Annotated in this window: 23 protein-coding genes; 4 read left to right on the top strand and 19 right to left on the bottom strand. The window is 62.0% G+C overall.

Annotated features, from left to right (window positions below):
• Window positions 1–165 precede the first annotated feature (165 nt).
• From Tel_03385 to Tel_03375, 3 genes are all read right to left on the bottom strand, one after another.
• On the bottom strand, window positions 166–1,515 hold the full coding sequence (locus tag Tel_03385) for a hemolysin D (protein ID ALP52262.1): 1,350 nt from the start codon (window positions 1,513–1,515) through the stop codon (window positions 166–168).
• Window positions 1,508–2,782: a hypothetical protein gene (locus tag Tel_03380; protein ALP52261.1), complete on the bottom strand. Its 1,275-nt coding sequence runs from the start codon at window positions 2,780–2,782 to the stop codon at window positions 1,508–1,510. The genes Tel_03385 and Tel_03380 overlap by 8 nt, the downstream gene beginning before the upstream one ends.
• 77 nt (window positions 2,783–2,859) lie before the next feature.
• Window positions 2,860–3,210, bottom strand: a complete 351-nt coding sequence (locus tag Tel_03375) for a hypothetical protein (GenBank protein ALP52260.1) — start codon at window positions 3,208–3,210, stop codon at window positions 2,860–2,862.
• A 116-nt stretch (window positions 3,211–3,326) separates the two neighbouring features.
• Between Tel_03375 and Tel_03370 the strand changes: the two genes are divergently transcribed.
• Complete coding sequence (locus tag Tel_03370; protein ID ALP54721.1) at window positions 3,327–3,593, top strand: hypothetical protein; 267 nt, start codon at window positions 3,327–3,329, stop codon at window positions 3,591–3,593.
• Window positions 3,594–3,714: 121 nt separating this feature from the next.
• Complete coding sequence (locus tag Tel_03365; GenBank protein ALP52259.1) at window positions 3,715–4,305, top strand: nucleoside triphosphate hydrolase; 591 nt, start codon at window positions 3,715–3,717, stop codon at window positions 4,303–4,305.
• Between the two features lie 49 nt (window positions 4,306–4,354).
• Here the strand turns inward: Tel_03365 and Tel_03360 are convergent, their stop codons facing one another.
• The 14 genes from Tel_03360 to rbcL form a co-directional block, all read right to left on the bottom strand.
• Entirely contained in the window at window positions 4,355–4,969 is a 615-nt protein-coding gene (locus Tel_03360; GenBank protein ID ALP52258.1) for a hypothetical protein, read from the bottom strand.
• A 24-nt stretch (window positions 4,970–4,993) separates the two neighbouring features.
• On the bottom strand, window positions 4,994–6,025 hold the full coding sequence (locus Tel_03355; GenBank protein ID ALP52257.1) for a LysR family transcriptional regulator: 1,032 nt from the start codon (window positions 6,023–6,025) through the stop codon (window positions 4,994–4,996).
• A gap of 42 nt (window positions 6,026–6,067) precedes the next feature.
• On the bottom strand, window positions 6,068–6,388 hold the full coding sequence (locus Tel_03350; protein ALP52256.1) for a transcriptional regulator: 321 nt from the start codon (window positions 6,386–6,388) through the stop codon (window positions 6,068–6,070).
• Window positions 6,389–6,427: 39 nt separating this feature from the next.
• Window positions 6,428–7,468 carry a sodium-dependent bicarbonate transporter gene (locus Tel_03345; protein ALP52255.1) on the bottom strand — a complete coding sequence of 347 codons (1,041 nt, stop codon included), beginning with the start codon at window positions 7,466–7,468 and terminating at the stop codon, window positions 6,428–6,430.
• Window positions 7,469–7,835: 367 nt separating this feature from the next.
• Window positions 7,836–8,096: a pterin-4-alpha-carbinolamine dehydratase gene (locus tag Tel_03340; GenBank protein ID ALP54720.1), complete on the bottom strand. Its 261-nt coding sequence runs from the start codon at window positions 8,094–8,096 to the stop codon at window positions 7,836–7,838.
• Window positions 8,097–8,124: 28 nt separating this feature from the next.
• Complete coding sequence (locus tag Tel_03335; GenBank protein ID ALP54719.1) at window positions 8,125–8,565, bottom strand: bacterioferritin; 441 nt, start codon at window positions 8,563–8,565, stop codon at window positions 8,125–8,127.
• A 111-nt stretch (window positions 8,566–8,676) separates the two neighbouring features.
• Window positions 8,677–8,973 (bottom strand): carbon dioxide-concentrating protein CcmK, encoded by a 297-nt coding sequence (locus Tel_03330; protein ALP52254.1) that lies wholly within the window; start codon window positions 8,971–8,973, stop codon window positions 8,677–8,679.
• Between the two features lie 33 nt (window positions 8,974–9,006).
• On the bottom strand, window positions 9,007–9,315 hold the full coding sequence (locus Tel_03325) for a carbon dioxide-concentrating protein CcmK (protein ALP52253.1): 309 nt from the start codon (window positions 9,313–9,315) through the stop codon (window positions 9,007–9,009).
• Window positions 9,316–9,365: 50 nt separating this feature from the next.
• A complete protein-coding gene (locus Tel_03320; GenBank protein ID ALP52252.1) occupies window positions 9,366–9,620 on the bottom strand; it encodes a carboxysome shell protein in 255 nt (84 codons plus the stop codon).
• Window positions 9,620–9,874, bottom strand: coding sequence for a carboxysome shell protein (locus Tel_03315; protein ID ALP52251.1), 255 nt, complete (start codon window positions 9,872–9,874; stop codon window positions 9,620–9,622). Before Tel_03315 ends, Tel_03320 begins: the two co-directional genes overlap by 1 nt.
• Window positions 9,874–11,283, bottom strand: a complete 1,410-nt coding sequence (locus Tel_03310) for a carboxysome shell protein (GenBank protein ALP54718.1) — start codon at window positions 11,281–11,283, stop codon at window positions 9,874–9,876. The genes Tel_03315 and Tel_03310 overlap by 1 nt, the downstream gene beginning before the upstream one ends.
• 172 nt (window positions 11,284–11,455) lie before the next feature.
• Window positions 11,456–13,354 (bottom strand): hypothetical protein, encoded by a 1,899-nt coding sequence (locus Tel_03305; protein ID ALP52250.1) that lies wholly within the window; start codon window positions 13,352–13,354, stop codon window positions 11,456–11,458.
• 62 nt (window positions 13,355–13,416) lie between these two features.
• The gene (locus tag Tel_03300; GenBank protein ALP52249.1) at window positions 13,417–13,767 is read right to left on the bottom strand and encodes a ribulose 1,5-bisphosphate carboxylase small subunit; all 351 of its coding nucleotides are present in this window, start codon (window positions 13,765–13,767) and stop codon (window positions 13,417–13,419) included.
• Between the two features lie 30 nt (window positions 13,768–13,797).
• Window positions 13,798–15,210 carry a ribulose 1,5-bisphosphate carboxylase gene (rbcL, locus tag Tel_03295; GenBank protein ALP52248.1) on the bottom strand — a complete coding sequence of 471 codons (1,413 nt, stop codon included), beginning with the start codon at window positions 15,208–15,210 and terminating at the stop codon, window positions 13,798–13,800.
• A gap of 274 nt (window positions 15,211–15,484) precedes the next feature.
• On the opposite strand from rbcL, the gene Tel_03290 reads away from it, so the two are divergent.
• A complete protein-coding gene (locus tag Tel_03290; GenBank protein ALP52247.1) occupies window positions 15,485–15,805 on the top strand; it encodes a hypothetical protein in 321 nt (106 codons plus the stop codon).
• 497 nt (window positions 15,806–16,302) lie between these two features.
• On the opposite strand, the gene Tel_03285 is transcribed toward Tel_03290, so the two are convergent.
• Window positions 16,303–16,818: a hypothetical protein gene (locus Tel_03285; protein ALP52246.1), complete on the bottom strand. Its 516-nt coding sequence runs from the start codon at window positions 16,816–16,818 to the stop codon at window positions 16,303–16,305.
• Window positions 16,819–17,121: 303 nt separating this feature from the next.
• On the opposite strand from Tel_03285, the gene Tel_03280 reads away from it, so the two are divergent.
• A complete protein-coding gene (locus Tel_03280; protein ALP52245.1) occupies window positions 17,122–19,491 on the top strand; it encodes a hypothetical protein in 2,370 nt (789 codons plus the stop codon).
• On the opposite strand, the gene Tel_03275 is transcribed toward Tel_03280, so the two are convergent.
• The gene (locus Tel_03275) at window positions 19,488–19,742 is read right to left on the bottom strand and encodes a hypothetical protein (GenBank protein ID ALP52244.1); all 255 of its coding nucleotides are present in this window, start codon (window positions 19,740–19,742) and stop codon (window positions 19,488–19,490) included. The genes Tel_03280 and Tel_03275 overlap by 4 nt on opposite strands.
• Between the last annotated feature and the right edge of the window lie 169 nt (window positions 19,743–19,911).

Below are 19,911 nucleotides of genomic sequence, written 5' to 3'. Positions count from 1 at the left end.
CCGCTCACCCGTGCACGGATCATCGCTGCGACGCTGAAAAATCCCCCCATCCCCCCTTTGCAAAGGGGGGCGAGGGGGGATTTCACCGCCCGCGATGGGACACCCAGCAAAGGATGTCACCTCAGCCCCTGTCGTCACACCTACATCTATATTCCTAGCCATGGTCTACTCCCCCATCTCCGACATATCCATGTCATCCATACTCATGTCGTCCATTTCCATCCCTTCCATGGACATGCCGTGATCCACGGGCTCCGGCGCCATCATCTTGGCCGTCGCCTCTTTGAGCTTGGATTCAGAGTCGATCAGGAACTGGCTGGAGACCACCACCCGCTCGCCCGGTTCCACGCCGGACAGGATCTGGGTCTCACCGCCGGCGCTGATGCCCAATTGCACGTCGCGGGGGATGAACTTGCCTTCACCCCGGGCGACGAAGACCTGCTCGCGTTGACCGGAGCGGACGATGGCCTCGCTGGGCACTACCACCGCGTCGGGGCGTGGGTCGGCGTGCAGTACCACATTGGCGAACATGCCGGGCTTGAGGGTGAGATCGGGATTGTCCACCGCCAGACGCACGCGCACGGTGCGGGTTTGGCGATCCTGCACCGGATGAATGAAGCTCACCTCGCCTTCGTACACCTCACCCGGCGCGGCGCGCACCTCCAGTTCAGCCCTGTCGCCCAGCTCGATCCAGGGCAGATCGTCTTCGTAGACATCCACCGAGACCCAGATGCGGCTCAGGTCGGCGATAAGGTAGAGCTCGTCTTGGGGCGTAACGTACTGCCCCTCGCGTGCGCCGATGTTCATGACACGACCGGCGAAAGGCGAATGGATATGCAGATTGCGCATCAATTCCCGCGACTGCTCCAATTCGTGGATCTGGTGGGCCGGCACATCGAACAGCTCCAGACGCTGGCGGGCGCTCTGCAACACCCGCTTGGCGCTATTCTTCACTGCGGTCGCGCCGCTGTTGCGCAGCGCCTCCCAGTTGCTCAAGGCCACCAGATACTCTTGCTGAGCGGCCACCAGGTCGGGCGCATAGATGCTTAGCAGGATGGTGTCTTGCTTAACGGCGGTGCCGGTCTCTTCGATACGTAGTTGTTCGATCCAGCCCGAGGTCTTGGGGTGCAGCCGTGCCAGGCGCTCTTCGTTGAAATCCACGTGGCCCAGCGCATGAATACGGCGCGCCAATGGGCGCTGCTCCACCACGGCGGTGCGCACGCCGATGTTCTGCACCACGGTCGGGTCGATGCTCACCGTGCCCGCCGGCGTGTCCGCAGCGTCGTCGCCGCCGGCATACACCGGGATGTAGTCCATCCCCATCTCGTCCTGAGTAAATACCGGCGAAGTAATTTCAGGGTTCATCGGGTTACGCCAGAACAACACCTCACGCTGGCCCGAGGTCGCTTCGTGCTTGGCACTGGCGGGCGCGCCGAGTCTCTCATTCAACAAGTAGCCCCCGGCCGCCCCCAGTCCCAGCGCCGCCAGCGCCACCATGATCACTGTCTTATTCATACATCCTCTCCTCGCCGATGGCCGCCGCCAGCTCGGCCAGGGCCTGATGGGCGGCGCTGTAGACCCGCCAATAGCGGGTTTCGTAGTCGTACAAGTCAGCCTGGGCCTGCACCAGATTGATAAAGGCCGTCTTGTTGACCTGATAGCCCGCCAGCATGGCCTCCACCGTCTGGCGCGCCTGCGGCAGGATGGCCTGCTCGAACAGGGTGACCTGATCCCGGGCGCGCCGGTAGCGCAGCACCGCCGACGCCACGGCCGCACTCACGCGGCTGTGCAGGTCGCGCAGCTGTTCCTGGGCGGCAATCAACTCGGCCTGGCGCTGGTCCTCGGCCTTGGACTGCTTGCGCCCTGCATACAAGGGCAGACTCATGGAAAACTGGATGGAGGCCAGGTCCTGACGACCGTCACGCCGACCATAAATGGCGCCCAGGGTAAAATCGGGATACTGGTCCCGCGCACTCAAGGCACGTTGGGCGCGGGCTGCCTCCAGCCGGGCCTGGGCGGCGAAAAGATCCGGACGTTGGTTCAGGGCAACGGCCTGCAGTTGCGCCATATCTGATAGCAGGGGCAAGGCGGCGGCGCTCTGCTCAGGCAGGTGGATAGCCGTCTCCGGGGGACGGTTGAGCAGACGATTGAGCAGGATCTCGGTTTCGCCGCGCGCTTGTTGCAGCTGCAAGCGTTCATCGTCCAGGCGGGCCAATTCCAGCTGCGCCAACAGGATGTCATGCTGCTCGCCCCGGCCGACGGTGTAGCGGGTCTGGGCCGTCTCCAACTGCTGCTCGAACAGGCCGCGGTTATTGGCATTGGTCTCCAGGGCGCGATCAAAATAGAACAAGCCCCACCAGGCCTGCTTGATGTCGCGCAGCAAGGCCAGGCGGGCCTCGTCACTGCCCTGTCTGGCTGCCTCGGCGTGGTATTCGGCCACCTCCTCTTCCAGACCGCGCTTACCGGGAAAGGGCAAGGCCTGGCTGATGCCCACCTGGATCTGGCTCATGGGGTCTTGGGAAAGCGAAAAACTGTCGCTGGGCAGGTTGGCCAGGCCGATGTTCAAGCGCGGGTCGGGCAAGCTGCCGGCCTGGGGTACCCGCGCCCGCGCCGCCAGGGCCATGGCACGGCTGGCGGCCAGACCCGGACTTTGTGCCAGGCCCTGGCGCAGCGCCTCGGGCAGTGACAAGGTATCGGTTTCAAGGGCTGGCGCGGCTAGCGCGCGGCCTGCCAGCACCAGCATCAGCACCACAGCCACGCAGCTGACTGAAAAGTTGTTCATGGTCGATCTCCAAAGCAATCGTCAACGCCCGACGGTTCAGGCGCATCGCGGACGGCCGGGGGCCGTCAAATCATGCTTCAGAGCGTTTTCGGAGGTCGGATATCGACCGGCAGATCGATACCGTGGTAGGCCGGCGCCGCGGCGGCAATGCGCGGCGCTTGGGGCCGATCTATGCCGACCTGGGGGGCATGACTCAGGGCCGGACTACAATACACGCAGAGGCTGCAGCCACCCTGGCTGCCGCAGGCGTGGGCACCGCTGTCGACGCCCTGCGCCGCAGCGGCGTGGTCGGCCTCGGCGTGATGTTGATGCTGCATCGGCATCGGCCCCGGCTCGACGTCATGGGCATAGACGAACTCGACGGGCGCCAGCAACAGGGCCAGCGCCAGCAAGGCGGCGAATATCTTTTGGCTTTGACGCAACATCATCGCTCGACTATCGACAGCTCTCGAATTCAAGTTAACACCTATCAGGCCCGATGAATGTATCAGACTTCAGCAACTTGGCAAAGTTTCGCCTATCCGGCCTCCAGGAGAATTCCCTTATGGCCTTCGACTCGGTACACAACTATTATGAACGTCTGGTCTTCACGGAGATCAGACACAGCCTCAAGAAACACAAACTCAAGGCCGACGAAGACTTTCTCGAAGACGTCGCCTGCGTCGCCCTCAATCGCCTGCCGGCACGCTATGTGCGTCACCACGTCGACCTGGCCTTTTACCTCACCGCCGACGAGCACCGGCTGATTGGCGAATCGGTACACGACGCCGTGGCCGAAGCCATCGCCTTCGTCGACAAGCGCCGCCGCTAGCCGAGGCATTCACCATCCTCAATACCCGCCATAGAACATCACAATCATGGCGACGCCAGCATTGCGCTAAGCTATTCATCAAAGTCGCGTCCGAGCAACCCGCTGAGGAACCATCACCCCTATGCATCGGCAACAACTCTTGCAGCTGCTGGCCCGCTACCGTACGCCCTACATGGAAGAGGCGGGCATGGTGGCGCGCACGCGCCGCTTCGTCGCGCAACACCCGGACTGTTTCAATCGCGAACTGATGCACGGCCATGTCAGCGGTTCGGCCTGGGTGGTGAATCCGGCGCGCGACCGGGTGCTGTTGCTGCATCATCGCAAATTGGAGCGCTGGCTGCAGCCGGGCGGTCATGCCGACGGCGAGACGGATATTCACCGGGTGGTGATGCAGGAAACGGCGGAGGAGTCGGGTATCGATATGGCGCAGATCCGCCTGCTCGACGACGCCATCTTCGACGTCGATGTACACGTGGTGCACGAGAGCGAACACGACCCGCGTCACACCCATTTCGATATCCGCTTTCTACTGGAGATCGATGACCGCCTGCCCCTGCCGGGTAATGACGAATCCCACCAAGTGGCCTGGGTGCCGCTGCATCAGGTATCGCGTTTCAACAACGCCCTGTCGCTGCATCGCATGGTGGACAAGACACGCCGCGTGCGCAGAGGCGGCGCCCGTTTATCCCCCATGTCTCAGCACGGGTCGTAGCCAGAGCAGCCTCGGGCAATCGCGATAAATCTGCGGTAAGACACGTGGCTTATACGCCTGACAGCGCCTGCACCGCGTGAATCGCCGCCTGCGCCGCGGCATCGATATCCGCCTCACGCCCGGCCAGGGTAAGACGACCGTAGGCCCCCACGGCACGCGCATCCACCAAGGTAATACTGGCCGCCTTTTCCGCCTCATTGGCGGCATAGACGATATAGCCGGCGGGTTCGGTCTCCAGAATGAACATGCTCTGACCCGGCAGGATCATGGAGCCCTTGCGGTCCTGACGATTGATCAACACGGCGTGATCCGGGGTAATGGAGCGCACCGTCTCGCTCCAGGCGATGCGGCACTTCTGGCGTGCCTCCTCGCGGGTATGCAGGGCATACAGCAGCGCCCTGCCCGCTTCGGAGACATCGCTTTGATCACGGTGATGAAACACCATCGAGCCGAAGGCGCGTTCCACCACTTGCGCCCCGAGATGCACGCGGGTGGCCTTGAGGGCTACATCGCTGAGGCGGTGGATGGCCATCCCCGGCGCCACTTCCACCCACAGACAGGCATCCCCCGGCACCGGCAGAAAGCCTTGCGCCACTGTCCCCATATAGGCCGCCAACTGCGGTTGCAGGGAATCAATAAACACATACGTGCGAAGCTTAATCACAGCCGCAATCCAGATTGATGAGGGTTAGGTCTTGCGCTTGGGCGCGGCGCGGCGACGCCTGTGCCGCTTGGAGAATTTCTCTAACAGATCGGCCATGTGGGCGCGAATCGGCGCCTCCTTGGTCATGGCGAATTCAAGAAAGGCGCGGGCGATGGGGGACAGCTCCTTGTCCTTGCTATGCACCAGGTACCACTTGCGCTCGATGGGAAAGCCCTTCACATCCAGCACGTCCACCGGCCCGTCCGCCCCTTCCAGCGACAGGGTGTGCAACGACAGCAGCGCCACGCCCAGACCGCCGACCACGGCGTGTTTGATGGCCTCGTTACTGCCCAGCTCCATGCGAATGTTGGGGATCAGGCCGTGGGCGGCGAACATCTTCATGGCGGTGTCGCGTATGCCCGACCCGACCTCGCGCGAAATGAATGGCTCCTTGACCAGACGCGCCAACGAGATATCACTTTCGGCGCACAGCGGGTGGTCCTTGGCGGCGATCACCACCATGGGGTTGGGGGCAAAGGGATAGGACTTGACGCCCAATTCCTTTTCCGACGGCTGACCGAGGATGTAGACGTCATCCTCATTCTCGTGAATGCGCTGAAATATACGATCGCGGTTGGTAACTTTGAGGGCCACGTCGACCCCGGGATACTGGCGGCAGAAATCACCCAGGATCTCCGGCGCGAAATACTTGGCGGTGGTGATCACCCCCAGGCGCAGCCGGCCGCGGCGCAGGCCCTTGAGTTCGGCCAGGCGGGTGTCCAGATCGGCCAGCGAGTCGAAGATCTTGCGAATGGTCTGGTACAGTTCCTCGCCCGCTTCGGTGGGTTTGAACTGGCGCGCCGACTGGTCGAGCAGGGGCAACTCCATGGTGTCGGAGAGCTTCTTAAACTGGGTCGACACCGTGGGTTGCGTCAAAAACAGTTCCTCGGCGGCGCGGGTAAAACTGCCCAGGCGCACAATCGCTTCGAAGATCTGCATCTGCCGAAAGGTGACATGCCGAATCAAATAGTCGGGCAAGCCGCCTTTGAATCTGGGGTTAGCATCGTTGTTTATCATATTTCAACTCTCGATCTTCGCGACTGCGGCATCGCCATGCCCCTAGCGCAGAGATCGTGTGAATTTATCCGGCGTGATGACCTGCACATCGGCCACGAACACGGTCAAGTGGTGGCCTTTGCGTATCTTGCGTTCCAGGCTTTCGAGCAAGGGCTGCAAACGCTCTAACGGCAGCACCACCTTGACCATGATGTTGGCATCGAAGCCGGTCATGTCCGCCTGTATTCCGGATGCTCCCTCGCCGCGGGCACGTATGACGGTATAACCACTTATGCCGTACTTTTTAAACGAAGCCACCAGCGACTCTTCCATGGAATCAATAGAGATGATAGTCAGAAGCTTTTCAGGATATAACGCTACCATAGTTCACCTATTTTGTTCGCCAGTTTCAATCAACGGTCCTCATCCTGACATTGCCATGCTCTGCACCAGGCTGTGATACAGGGGAATTCCCACCAGCACATTAAACGGAAAGGTGATCCCCAAGGACAAGGTTAGATAAAAGGATGGGTTGGCCTCGGGCACCGCCAGGCGCATGGCCGGCGGCACGGCGATGTAGGAGGCGCTGGCGCCGAGCACCGCCACCAGGGTGGCGCCGCCGACGCTGAAGTCGAGAATGGCAAAGCCGACGTAGGCGCCCACCACGCCGCCGAGCAAGGGCATCAGGACGCCGAAGGCCGCCAACACCAGACCCACTTTACGGAAATCGCCGATGCGGCGCGCCGCCACCATGCCCATATCGAACAGAAACAGACACAGCACCCCCATAAAGATGTCGTCGATGAAGGGGAACAGTTTTTCCATGCCTGAGGGGGTGGAGATGGCACCGATGATCATGGAGCCGATCAACACCACCACGCTGCCGTTGGTAAAGGCGTCACGCAGCAGCGCGGCCATGCTATGGGCGTCGTTTTCGTTGCCGTCATCGGCGCTCATTGCCGTCGTACCGTCGCCCGCTGCCACGACGTCGTCGCGCGCCGCCAGGGACATGCGCGCCTTGGCCGCCAGCAACAGACCGACGATGATGGCGGGCGACTCCATCACCGCCAGCATAATCAGAGGATAGGTCTCGTAGGAGACCCCGGCGCTATCCAGATAGGCGATGGCGGTCAGAAATGTGCCGGCGCTCACCGAGCCGTAATGGGCCGAGATCGCCGCCGCGTCCATAGGATTCACCTTGCGCGTCAGCACCAGCGCGATATAACCGATAATGGGTAGCGTGAAGCCCAGGACCAGCGCCCAGACGATGGAATTCACCGCCGTCATTATATCGGCCTTAGCCAGCTCATAACCGCCGTGCAGGCCGATGGCCATGAGCAGATAAATCGATAACACCTTGGCAAGATCGGGAGGAAAACGCAGATCGGACTTGATCACCCGGGCGACAAACCCCAAGGCAAAAAACAGCACCGCCGGCAACAACAAATTGGTCAAACTTCCCATCTTATTTCTCCGCTGTTTAGTGGTGAGCTATCAAGCTCTACTATCACTGAGGCATGAGATCGACGCCAATTGATATTGCCAACCGGAGCTATTGAAGAAAGTCGATAAAACTCAGCGAGCGTCGGCGACGCTGCTCAGTCCGGCCATACCCGGCGTGATGCGAACGGGTCGTTGTCTTTATTTTCAGAACTCGCTGCTGCCTGCGCGCGCGGCGCCGCTTTCTTTGCTGGTGCACGCTGTGCAGCAGTGCCGCGGTCTTTTGTCGCTGGCGCCGCCTCACCGGCGGCACCACTGGGTTTCTGATCATTTGCTTTGTTCGTCATTGCTGTTCTCCTGCGCTGCGATTTAGCGGGGGTATGCGCCGATCTCAGTTCACCTGGCGCTCCGGCAGTAAGGCATCCACTTCGCGGGCGTATTGCATCAACGGCTCGCCGATCTCATCGGCATCGTTCTGCGGCTGCAGTGTGAGGTTGACATGGGTGCGCCCGAAACTCAGGTCCGGGTAATAGCCTTCGCGTTCGGCCAGCTCGGCGGCCCGTTCGAGAAATTCGCGGGTCTGCTCATAGTCGTCGAACTCGATGCGACGCTCCAGACGCGCCGGACGTTTGCGTAGTTTCCAATCGTTCATCACGGTCATACTCCTCGCTTGCTGATAATTAAGTTTTCGTGTCCCGGCCCCACTCACCCGCCGTCAACGATTGTTGCCACTGGTCGATGGCACCGGCGTGTTGCCGTTCCTCCTGCAACAAGGTGTCGAAGAAGAGTCGGTTTTCATGATCCTGACGCCGCGCGCAATACTCTACGGCCTGCGTATACAGGCTGATGATGTCGTGCTCGAGGCGTGCCGCATGCTGCAGCACATCGGTCACGCAACCGTCGAGACGCGGCGGTCGCAACTGACTGGCATTGGGCGCCACGCCCAGAGCCAACATGCGACCGATAATGCGATCGGCGTGCTCCATCTCATCCTGCGCCTCCTGTCGCAGACGTTGCCCCACTTCGGTCATGCCGCGCAGCTGCAACAGTCGCGCCAGCGACAGATATTGCTGCACCGCGGAAAGCTCGAAACTGAGGGCACGTCCCAGAAACCCCAGAATGGCAGGATCCTGTGTCATGAACCGTCTCCAGACTGCACTGTAAAATCGGGCCCGGGCGCCGGCGGAAAGCTAGAGAGGAGCACTCCCCACCCCCACCCGGACCCTACCCGGTTACTCTTTCGGGCCGCCCAGCACCGGCTCCACTTCGCGATGCGGACGCGCGATGATGTGGGCCGCCACCAGTCCGTCACCGACCCGTTCGCAGGCGTCGGCGCCGGCGCGCACGGCGGCATTGACCGCGCCGGTCTCACCGCGCACCAGCACGGTGACGTAACCGCCGCCGACATATTCGCGACCGATGAGGCGCACTTCCGCCGCCTTGGTCATGGCGTCCGCCGCCTCGATGGCGGGCACCAGCCCGCGGGTTTCGATCATGCCTAATGCAATACCGTATGTATCATTTGCCATGGTCTTTATCTCCTATATCTATGGCGAAAAGAATTACTTGGCGTCGAGTGCCAGGTTGCTACCCAGCACCGGCTCGACCTCTTTGTGGGGACGGGCGATGATGTGGGCCGCCACCAGACCGTCACCGACCCGCTCGCAGGCGTCGGCGCCGGCGCGCACGGCGGCGTTGACTGCGCCGGTCTCACCGCGCACCAGCACGGTGACATAACCGCCGCCGACATATTCGCGACCGATGAGGCGCACTTCCGCCGCCTTGGTCATGGCGTCCGCCGCCTCGATGGCGGGCACCAGACCGCGGGTCTCGATCATGCCTAATGCAATACCGTAGTTGTGTTCACTCATTGTCTTCTCTCCATCTTGAGTTGTGACTCGTTAAAAATACGCTTACTTGGTTAATGTTCAGTCCTGTCCCAAAAATCGATAATCCCGCCCACGGTGAGATCGGTGAGTACACGCGCATCCCCGCAGGCATAGCGCGCCGCCGAACCGCTCACCACGAATACCCAGTTGCCCGGCCGGCAGCCGCTGGTATCCAGGGCCACCTGTATCCTGCCCTTGGCATCGCGCAGCACCCGCAGGCTGTGCTGATACAGACCAGGGTGACGGCGAGTGCATACCAGTGGTCCGACCACCTGCATGATCTCCATCAGCCCTGCGCCTCCTCGCTCCAGTAGTCGATGATGCCGACGATGGTGAGGTCGCTGGGATATTCCTTGCTGCCGGCCGCCTCGCGCGCCGCCGAACTGCCGACGCAGATCACCCAATCGCCGGGGGTACAACCCACCGCATCCACCGCCACCAGACGCGAACTGCCGTCCAGCACCACTTGCAGGTGTCGGTGTTCCAGGCCGGGGATGCGGTTGGTGGCCACCAGCGGCTTTTCAACTTTGCAGATCTTCATCAGTGCACCTCTTGATCACTACACAGCAGGGAACCCCCCACCACCTCGGCCGACGCGCCGGCATGGCAGTCGCGCACCATCAACAGGGTATGCAACAGACCCTGCTCGACGTACGCGTGATAGCGCTGCTGCAAGGCCGCTTCGAGTTGCTGGCAACGCGCCTCGGCCCGCGCCCGGGCACCCGGCACCTGGCCGTGGTAGTCGTAGCGGATCACCACCGGTATGGGCAGACCGCGACGCACATTCAAGCCGTTGAAGATCTTGATCCCCACGTCCAGATCCTGGGCACCTTCTTCCACCGTGCGCAGATAGGCGAAATACGTCAGATTGCGCAACTGCACTTCTTCAAAGCCGATGCCCATGCCGATGAAACGCTCCTGATGGCCGATGTCGGCATAGCGGCCGCCGTGATAGCGGCGCACGTAATCGATCTGTGCCAGATTGGCGCACAGCAGGCGCGCCGCCAGACGCAACATGCCGGGCGCCGGCACCGTCATATTCGCCGCGCTGCAGTGACGGCGCAGATGATCCTGCACGGTGGCCTCCGCGTCGCCCATGGCGGCATTGGCGGTGGCGTGATAAAGCTCGTTGGCATCGATGTAGTCATCCACATCCATGGCGCCGTCCGCATCCGGCAGATGCAGGCGGATGGCATCCGTGTCGGTGTCGACGCCGATCAGCAGCAGGTCAATGGAGGCGCCGCAGCAAAAGCTGTTTTCCACGCCCTGGCGAAACGCCTGCAACCGTTCCAGCGCCCCCTGGGCCGCACGCCGGGTGTCGCTGCCGTGGGCCGCGCAGCCTTCCTGATCGGGCCGCGTGGAACTGTGGTGATACACCGCCACCTTCAAATAACGTGTCGGCGCGTCGGCGGCGTTGGGCCGGCCTTCGCGCTGGCGCAGCATCTCGGTCTCCACCCACTTCTCGAGGCTGTCCTCCACATCGAACAGGGCGCCGGCATAGGACTTACGCCGCACCGGCTCGTGCGGCAGGCGCAGCACATAGCGGATGACATGGGCCAGGCGGCCGTCGGCGCAGGGCGATATATCCAAGGTATGAAAGCCGCACTGCTGCAAAAACGCGTGGAAGCTCGCCGCGCCCTCCACTGCCAGCGGCCGTTGTTCAAAGAACTCCGCCGACATGCGGCGAAAGGTCTCAAACACGCACCAGGCATACAGGCGGCCGGTATCCAAGGCTTGGATCCAGGTGTCTTGCAACAGCTCGGCCGGCAGCTCAAACCCCAGCGTGGCGCGGGCGTGACCCTGGGCACGGCCGACGAAATCGGACTCGTGTTGCCAGGCAGCGAGCTGACGCAGTACCGCTTCGATGCCGGCGAAGGCCTGCTTGACCGCCTGTTCGTATTGATACAGGCGGGCGTTTTCATCGCCGCGCACCAACGGATGGTGCCCGATACCGACGCCGGCACCAGAGGCGGCCGCCAGCGGACGCCGTGGTGGCGGCCCGGGCAGGGTGCGTCTGACTTTAGCTCGTGTATTGAACATCGTCTTCATCCGTTGTCACTAAGTTACCTGGCTCACTCTCCGTCGCGGCCGGCGCCATGAGCGCCGGCCAGGGACAGTTCGACTATCCCCGGGCACCGCCGGACACAGTCACCGCCGCCCCTTTGTCGCTATTACCACTGCCGCCGGTGACCAGCAGTTCGCTTTGAGGCAGATCCTCGTTACGCTTGGGCGCATGCGCCGGCATGGCACTGACAGGGCCGCGCCGGGTGGGATTCCGCTTCACCGCCGACATGCCTTCGGTGCCGGTGACCCGATCACCGCGGTCCCAATCGTCACCGGTGATCTTGAGACCGGTATCGATGCCCTCGCCGGTAATGCCGCGCGCACTTTGCGACGCCGCCGCCGGGACAGCCTGAGCGGCCTCGGCGGCACGGCCCTGGCGTTCGCCGAAACGGAACTGCTCGGTGCCGGTGATCTTGCCCTCGGCCAGGGAGAAGGTGCCGCTGATACGCCCCTGTTCATAGCGGGTACCGGTAACGCCATGCGGCTCGGCCGCGCCCTGCGTGGCATGGCCGGGGGCGACTACGCTGAAGGCGCCCCACGGGGCCGCGGCCAAGGACTGCGGAAAATCGGCCTCGCCCGGCTGGGCCGGGGCCGTACCACATACCGCCTGACGCTCGGCGGCACCGATATAGCCGGTACCGCTGACCGGTTCGCAGGCACCCTTCTCGGCGCCGGTGAGGCCGCCCAGTCCGGGCTGCAGGCCGGTGATGTCGCGGCCGGCCATGGCGGGACGCCGCTGGCTGCGGGTCTCGGCCAAGCGGGCCTGGTCCGGCGCACAGTAGTCTTTATACTGCTCGGCGCCGGCATAGGGCGTGCCGGTGACCGCCTTGCAGGTGCCCGCCTCGTCACCGGTCACCCGCTCCGAGCGGGCCGGTTTGGAGCCGGACACGATCTGGCCGCGACTGGTCTGCGAATGGCTGACCTTGGCACTGCCCGGCTCGGGCCGCGACGGACAGAAATCGTCATACTGCTCGCGCCCTACGTATTCGTTACCGGTGACGTTGCGACAGCTGCCGCGCTCATCGCCGGTAACGTGGGACGCGCGCCCCACCCGGCCGCCGCTGGTCACCTGGCCGCCGCGCAGCGTGGTGGTGACATCGACCTTGCGCGGCGCCTGGGGCGGCTGGCCCTGGCAGAATTCGCTGAACACCGCGCCAGAGAAGTACTCGGTGCCGGTGATGCTGCGGCATAAGCCGGTCTCACTGCCGGTGGTCTTGGTGCTGTGACCGACGTGGGTACCGGTGACGTCATCCGCCGGACGCGGCGGACGCTGCCTGCCCACCGGCGCCGACCGGGTCTTACCCTGAGCGCCGTTGCAGGCACGCTGGGCACGCACGCTGCGGGCCAGCTCGCGTCCGGAAATGTCCGGATTTTGCTGCTTGACCAGCTGCGCCGAGTTCATCCCCTTGGCCGTCGCGTCGACGCCGTTCTTACCGTGGCGGGCCAGGGCCAGGCGCCGCATTCGGGCATTCAGGCGCCCGGCATTGGCGGCCGTTACCGGTTTGACTTCACGCCGCCGCGGCATCGGTTTGGCCGCCGCAGCGCTGGTGCTCAGCGGCTTACTCTGCGACTTACTCTGGGGGCTACGCTGGGAATCACCCGGGGATGCCGCCGCGGCCTGCTTGTCGCACTCGCCGCTGCCGCCGCAACCACAGCCGCAGTCTTTACCCTTATCCCCCTGGGTCTGCTGACGCGCATGACGCATGGTGTCCACCATGCGCTGGCGATCACCGGATTGAGCCGCGGCCTTGCCGTGGGTGGCCATGGCGCGGCGGCGGGCGCGGGCGGCATCGCGACCGCTGTCACCGCCGGCACTGGCGGCCGGCCGACTCGCAGCGGCCTGCGGCGCGGACGCCTTGGCGCCGCTGCCCTTGGGCGGTAACGCGGCTTTGCCGTGCACCTGGGCCTGCCGGCGCGCCAGAGAGGCGGCTCGGCCTGACAATGTTTGCTGGGCCATTTCTGTTACCTCATGTTGGATTCGCGTTCGTCGCTGCCGCCGCTATGGCGGCAGCCCCCGCCTTACCAGCTCTTGGCACGATAGACGACGAAACAAACGCCCTGGCTTTGGGCATAGTTGTCGTAACCGATCAGGCGCACGTGATGATCCGGGTAGTTGCGGTGACAGGCCTCCAATTCGGCGACCACATTGCCCAGATCGCGCTCACCGAAGAAGGGCAGCTTCCACATGGTCCAGTAATGATTATTGGCCTTGGCCGGCTCTTCGTGCTCGATGGCGGGCGTCAGGCCTTCGCCGAGCATATAGTTGATCTGCTCATAGACCTCTTCCTGCGTCAGCGGCGGCAGGAAAGAGAAGGTCTCCAGGGTCTCTTGGGTGCGGTAATCGCCCATTTGAGTGGGTGTGTTTTGCATGGTGTTCTCCTAATTTGAATGCGTCCGGGATCAGCCGATATCGAGTTTGTCCACGGTTTCGAATTCGAACTTGATCTCTTTCCAGGTCTCCATGGCCATGGCCAGCTCGGGACTGTGCTGGGCGGCACCTTCCAGGATTTCGCGCGATTCGCGTTCCAGGTCGCGGCCTTGATTACGCGCCTTGACACAGGCCTCGAGGGCGACACGGTTGGCGGCGGCGCCGGCGGCGTTACCCCAGGGGTGGCCCTGCGTACCCCCACCGAACTGCAGGATGGAGTCATCACCGAAGATGGTGACCAGGGCGGGCATGTGCCAGACGTGAATACCGCCGGAGGCGACGGCGAAGACGCCGGGCATGGAGCCCCAGTCCTGGTCGAAGAAGATGCCGCGGCTGCGGTCTTCGGGGACGAAGGACTCACGCAGCTGATCCACGTAACCCATGGTGGAGGCGCGGTCGCCTTCCAGCTTGCCGACGACGGTCCCGGTGTGCAGGTGGTCGCCACCGGACAGTCGCAGGCACTTGGCCAGCACGCGGAAGTGGATGCCGTGCTTGGGATGACGGTCGATGACCGCATGCATGGCACGGTGGATGTGCAACAACAGGCCGCTCTTGCGGCACCATTTGGCCAGACCGCTGTTGGCGGTGAAGCCGCCGGTGAGGAAGTCATGCATGATGACCGGCTGACCCAGCTCCTTGGCGAACTCAGCGCGCTCGTACATGTCTTCCGGCGTGTTGGCGGTGACGTTGAGGTAATGCCCCTTGGTCTCGCCGGTTTCCTGCTGCGCCTTTTGTACCGCCTCGGCGACGAATTCGAAACGGTTTTGCCAGCGCATGAAGGGCTGGGAGTTGACGTTCTCATCGTCCTTGGTCAGGTCCAGACCGCCGCGCAGACACTCGTACACGGCACGGCCGTAGTTCTTGGCCGACAGACCCAGCTTCGGTTTAATGGTAGCGCCCAGCAGCGGACGGCCGTATTTGTTAAGCTTATCGCGCTCCACCTGGATGCCGCTGGGCGGACCCAGGCAGGTCTTGACGAAGGCGATGGGGAAACGGATGTCTTCCAGGCGCAGATGCTTGACCGCCTTGAAGCCGAATACGTTACCGACCAGGGAGGTCAGCACGTTGACGATGGAACCTTCTTCGAACAGATCGATGGGATAGGCAATAAAGGCATAAAAGGCGTCTTTGTCGCCGGGCACGTCTTCAATACGATAGGCGCGACCTTTATAGAACTCCATATCGGTCAGCAATTCCGACCATACGGTACTCCAGGTGCCGGTGGATGATTCGGCGGCAACGGCTGCGGCGGCCTCGTCATTGGGCACACCTTCCTGCGGGGTGACCTTAAAACAGGCCAACAAGTCGGTATCCAGGGGGACATAGTCCGGTGTCCAGTACACATCGCGGTACTCTTTAACGCCCGCATCATATTTCTTTGCCATAGTCAGTTACTCCTGCTGTGGTTGTCCAAAAGCCTTCGGAGCTAAGACTATTCCCGGGGGCGCATTGTGACCAATCGATAGTTTGAATCCGCAACATTCACAATACTCAATGATTCACGGTGCTGAATGCACCCCATTGAGAATGACCGATGCAACGAGCAAGCGACTAAGCGCCGTGATTGGCTGCGATTTACACCGGACAAATGTGTTGTGGCGAGGTCTTGCCTGCGCAAGACTGGTATAATCGCCACGTCCACAACGGGAGAATCAAGTCATGCGCAGCAGCAAAGGACAAAAGAAATATGTCGGCATCCATAACGATCGTTACGGCGGCATGACCGACACCGGCAAGATCATCCGCGACGCCTGGATCTTCGGCATCATTCCCGAAACCCAGACCTGCGAGGGCTGGCTATCCGAAGGCATCCAAGACCTATGGCATAAGACCAGTAACGAGTGGGGCAAATACGGCTTCCAGGTGAGCAAGCTGCCGCCCGAGCTGCGCGAACGTTTTGAGCGTATCCAGACCGAGGCCGTGGAACGGGCCAAACAACAGGGCTGGGATCCGCAGCGCGATGTGGAAGAGGATCAATAACGCCGGCGCAGCCGCCTGTCATACGAGCGCCATCCGCTCGTCATAAAACTGTAAGCGTCGCGCCGCACAATGACGGCTCCGAATCTGAACCAGGAGAGGTCGTCATGGCGTTTTACATCAAAGAATGGGCAGACAAATCGGCCACGCTGATTACCCGCGAAGGCCATCATCTATTCACCTTTAAGACTGTGGATAGCGCATTGATCGCCTGCGGCACATGGTACGGCGTCACTGCCGACCACGTGATTCCACATATCCGGACTCCCCGTCCTCGACCTGCCCCGAGACCACGCGGCCAGACGGCTGCCTGAGCTCAAGCGCCCGCTGATAATCCCGGCGATGCCCGGGATTTTTCGCCTGGCGGTTCTATATAAACATTTCCTGATCATAGAAAAAGGATCGGCGCTGGGCGCGACCCTGCGCCCCGGGGCACAACGAAGTATCTGCAATGCCAAAAAAGGCCTGCGTCGCAGACCCTTCGGCTCACGGGCCAGTGCTTATTGCGGCTGACCTGAGGGCGTGTAACGCTGGCTCTCGGCCGGCTCACGCTGCGGTAACAAGCCGTCCGCCGTCAGGTGTCGATGCACCTCATGCACCGACAGCTTGGTCAAATCCTTGTGCACCTCCTTGACTCTGACATCGAGCGACGCCGCGTCGCGGGCCTCGCGCAGATAGCCCATCATGCGGGGATTGGCAGCCAGCACCAAGACCCCCGCCTTTTCACGCTGCAGGGTCTGCACCGCTGCAGCGATAACATCCTTGGCGAAACGCCGCTCATTTTCCTGATTATGGTCCTCACGATGGTCGTCATAGGCATGGATCCCGCCCTCGGCGGGGGCCGTGTTGCGACCTCGTTTTGCGGCAAAGATCTCGTTGTCCTGCGCCTCGGCCGCTGCATTCGCGAGGCTGGAAATCTCCACCAGATTGGGGCCGCCCTCGGCGACACCGGACTCTTCCAGGGTAAACAAACGCGCCCGCGCGCTGTCCGCCACAACCACACAAAAATCACTCATTTTCTCATCCTCCTGCTGCAAAATTGGACCAAGTCCCTTTTAGCGCACGTCTATTCACTCACTTTGTATATAGCCCATCGCAGCAGTGCTCACAACGCCGGATTGCGGTCGGCGCCCGAGCGTCGCAACAGCACGGCGGCACTGCTGCCGTCTCGCTGCACTTTCTTGATCGGCATCACAAAAACACCGGCCCGCTCATGTCAGCGGCGGTTCTGTGCTTAAGCCTCTACCGCAGACTGTCGTTAACCCGAACGTAGCATCCCATACCGACAAGACGGTTGAAGACATCTAACAGAGAGTCCCATGCGACACGGCAAAGTCATTCCGCTCAACACCAACCCAAAGTCGGCCCGGCCCGGCTATCTCGTTGATGAGAGCCGGAACATCGCGCTCAAGTACCTGCCGGCGCTGTTGCAGAGAATGCTGGACAATGCCGACGATATCCTTTTCGAACTGGCGGACAAGGCCGAGAGCAACCAGGAGCAAACCAGCTACTTCGACGCCATGCGCGAACTGCGCCTGGCGCGCGGCGATCTGGAACAAGATTTCAAACGACATCTGGAACGCGGTTTCGTTGAGTTTCTGCAATGCTCCGCACAGGGCGCCTCGCCCCAGGGATCAGCACAACTGGACGCGGAGGAGATGAGCCTGGTTGAGGAGCGCGACCTGGAAGAGTCGCTGGCCCTCACCGGCATGACGGCCAAGGTCAAGAGTCGCTACCCGCGGGAACTCCACGCCATCGAGCAACGCTTTCAGGCCATCATCGGCGACGCCGCATCGGCGCGGGAACGCATCCCCATCGGCCCTAAAGCCATCTGCCATGCCTTCCACGAAGCGGTCAACGCGCTGGACAATGACATCAAGATCAAACTCATCATCTATAAACTGTTCGACCGGCATGTGCTCGCCCATCTGCAGCCCCTGTATGACGAAACCAACGTGCTGTTTATCTCGGCGGGTGTATTGCCGAGGCTGAAGATGCAGGTCAACAAGCAACCGAACGGGGACCATGCCTCGCCGCGCCACCAAGCACCGCCGGAGGATATCGCCTGGCTTGACGACAGTGCGGTCAGCCCGACCCAGGCCTCGCTCTACAACGGCGCCGGCTATCGCGACGCGCTGCCATCTTCCACCCTGGAGACCCTGCGCGGTCTGCTGCAGCGGCAGCATGCCGGGCTTGATCAGGCGCCGCACGGCACCGCCCAGGGCGGGGCTTCAAGCGCCGACAGCGCCGCCGTCATGGCCGTGCTGTCCAGGCTGCAGCAATTCAACCTGGCCACCTCGGCCGAAAGCTTCCGCGGCGAGATCAACGCGCTCAGACGCCGCGGTAAGATCAGCGCCGTTGATAACGACATCATCAACATCGTCGACATGCTGTTCGATTTCATCCTCGACGACGATCACCTGCCCACCATCGCCAAGGCCCTGCTGGCCCGGCTGCAGATCCCCATGATCAAGGTGGCGCTGGTGGACCGAGAGTTCTTCGGCAGCAAACAACATCCGGCCAAAAAACTGCTGAACCAGATGGCCAAGGCCGCGGTGGGACTGGGCAATGACATCACGCGTGACAACTGCCCCTTGATTGCAAGCATAGACGACGTCGTCAGCCGTATCTGCAACGATTTCAACGATGACGTGTCGCTCTTTGTCGAGCTGTTGCAGGCCTTCGAGCAGTTTCTGGCGCATGAATCGGAACAGGAGCATCAGTCCCAGGAGATCAGCCGCCAACGCATCGAGGCGCGCGAACAACACGCCCTGAGCCGCGCCTGGGTGACGGATGTGATCGCCGCCGCCATTAACGACCGCCGTCTGCCCAAACCCGTCTTCGAGCTGCTCGACGGCCCGTGGAAAGAAGTGATGATCGAGACCTATCTCAACGACGGCCAAGAGAGCGACCACTGGCAGGAAAACCTGCTGTTTATCGATTTACTCATTTGGTCGGTGGATGTCAGCGGCAAGCCCGAACGGCAGCGACTGGGCAGAATCGTCCCCGAACTGGTGCGCAAACTGCGCGGTGAGCTGGAAAATATCTATTATCCGCCAGCGCGGCTGGACGCACTGCTGGCTGAACTGGAGGCCTTGCACCTGGCCAATCTGCGCGGCGACGCCGGCGGCCAGCACAAGACCGTCAAGGTCAAGGCGGCGCACGACAATCCGGCCGCCGCGTGCGTGGATATCAACCGTGAGCTGGATGCCATGCGCCAATCCCTGTCAGAATTGGGTGACGTGGACGACATGCTGGACGACCTGCTCAGCGACATCAATCCCGATCGTCCGGGGTCCGCACCGTCGCGCAAACAAGCGATAGCGGCGCAATTTTTCGACACTGAGGTAGAGGAGATCGTCATGTCATCCGCATTCGTCAATGAAAAAACCCTCCCCGAGATCGACGACCACTACTGGTCCATGGTGCAGGACCTGAAACAGGGACAATGGATCTCGCTGACGGACAGCAAAGGCAAGCAGCAGAAGATCAAACTGTCTTGGAAGAGTGACATGCTGGGCGAATGCACCTTCATCAATTGGAAATTCAAGATCGCCGCCGATCTGAGCTTCAATCAACTGGCGTCCAAGTTCCGCGCCGGCCAGGCCGCGCTGGTGGAAAGCCTGCCCATATTCGAACGCGCCGTGGACGCGGTGATCAACAGCCTGCAGCGCCGCCAGGCCGATTAAGCGGCCGACGCTGTCGCAGCCATGTCGCGCCGGTACTTGTAAAAACGCTCCATCCCCGCCGGACCCATGTACTTACTCAGGGTACGGCGATCGGTGGCCATTAGATCGACCATGATCAAGCCATCGAGAGCATTGCTAAACGGGTCGTCCACATTAAATTCCAACACCTGACCGCCCAGCTTCAGATACTGTTTCAGCAGGATGGGCACGCCCTTTTCATCCTGATCGATTTCCGCAATCAGGTCGGCCACCCCTTCGATGCTGTCGATATGCGCATTAATGCTCGTTGCCGATCACTCATCCCCTATCCCCTTTTTCTCATCCCCTCCTTGCTGCGACGCCCGGCCCGGCCTCGTCAGCGTGCTCGACAGACTGTCAAGCATGCCTGTGCGCGCCTCGGTCGCGCACGCCAGCCATACC

The organism is Candidatus Tenderia electrophaga, assembly GCA_001447805.1.
Lineage (GTDB): Bacteria > Pseudomonadota > Gammaproteobacteria > Tenderiales > Tenderiaceae > Tenderia > Tenderia electrophaga.
This window is presented reverse-complemented; position numbering and strand designations above follow the sequence as displayed.

Bases quoted from the DNA above. Each gene is read 5' to 3' on its own strand.
- Tel_03385 (ALP52262.1), bottom strand. From the start codon at position 1,515: ATGAATAAGACAGTGATCATGGTGGCGCTGGCGGCGCTGGGACTGGGG.
- Tel_03380 (ALP52261.1), bottom strand. From the start codon at position 2,782: ATGAACAACTTTTCAGTCAGCTGCGTGGCTGTGGTGCTGATGCTGGTG.
- Tel_03375 (ALP52260.1), bottom strand. From the start codon at position 3,210: ATGATGTTGCGTCAAAGCCAAAAGATATTCGCCGCCTTGCTGGCGCTG.
- Tel_03370 (ALP54721.1), top strand. From the start codon at position 3,327: ATGGCCTTCGACTCGGTACACAACTATTATGAACGTCTGGTCTTCACG.
- Tel_03365 (ALP52259.1), top strand. From the start codon at position 3,715: ATGCATCGGCAACAACTCTTGCAGCTGCTGGCCCGCTACCGTACGCCC.
- Tel_03355 (ALP52257.1), bottom strand. From the start codon at position 6,025: ATGATAAACAACGATGCTAACCCCAGATTCAAAGGCGGCTTGCCCGAC.
- Tel_03350 (ALP52256.1), bottom strand. From the start codon at position 6,388: ATGGTAGCGTTATATCCTGAAAAGCTTCTGACTATCATCTCTATTGAT.
- Tel_03345 (ALP52255.1), bottom strand. From the start codon at position 7,468: ATGGGAAGTTTGACCAATTTGTTGTTGCCGGCGGTGCTGTTTTTTGCC.
- Tel_03340 (ALP54720.1), bottom strand. From the start codon at position 8,096: ATGAACGATTGGAAACTACGCAAACGTCCGGCGCGTCTGGAGCGTCGC.
- Tel_03330 (ALP52254.1), bottom strand. From the start codon at position 8,973: ATGGCAAATGATACATACGGTATTGCATTAGGCATGATCGAAACCCGC.
- Tel_03325 (ALP52253.1), bottom strand. From the start codon at position 9,315: ATGAGTGAACACAACTACGGTATTGCATTAGGCATGATCGAGACCCGC.
- Tel_03320 (ALP52252.1), bottom strand. From the start codon at position 9,620: ATGGAGATCATGCAGGTGGTCGGACCACTGGTATGCACTCGCCGTCAC.
- Tel_03315 (ALP52251.1), bottom strand. From the start codon at position 9,874: ATGAAGATCTGCAAAGTTGAAAAGCCGCTGGTGGCCACCAACCGCATC.
- Tel_03305 (ALP52250.1), bottom strand. From the start codon at position 13,354: ATGGCCCAGCAAACATTGTCAGGCCGAGCCGCCTCTCTGGCGCGCCGG.
- Tel_03300 (ALP52249.1), bottom strand. From the start codon at position 13,767: ATGCAAAACACACCCACTCAAATGGGCGATTACCGCACCCAAGAGACC.
- rbcL (ALP52248.1), bottom strand. From the start codon at position 15,210: ATGGCAAAGAAATATGATGCGGGCGTTAAAGAGTACCGCGATGTGTAC.
- Tel_03290 (ALP52247.1), top strand. From the start codon at position 15,485: ATGCGCAGCAGCAAAGGACAAAAGAAATATGTCGGCATCCATAACGAT.
- Tel_03285 (ALP52246.1), bottom strand. From the start codon at position 16,818: ATGAGTGATTTTTGTGTGGTTGTGGCGGACAGCGCGCGGGCGCGTTTG.
- Tel_03280 (ALP52245.1), top strand. From the start codon at position 17,122: ATGCGACACGGCAAAGTCATTCCGCTCAACACCAACCCAAAGTCGGCC.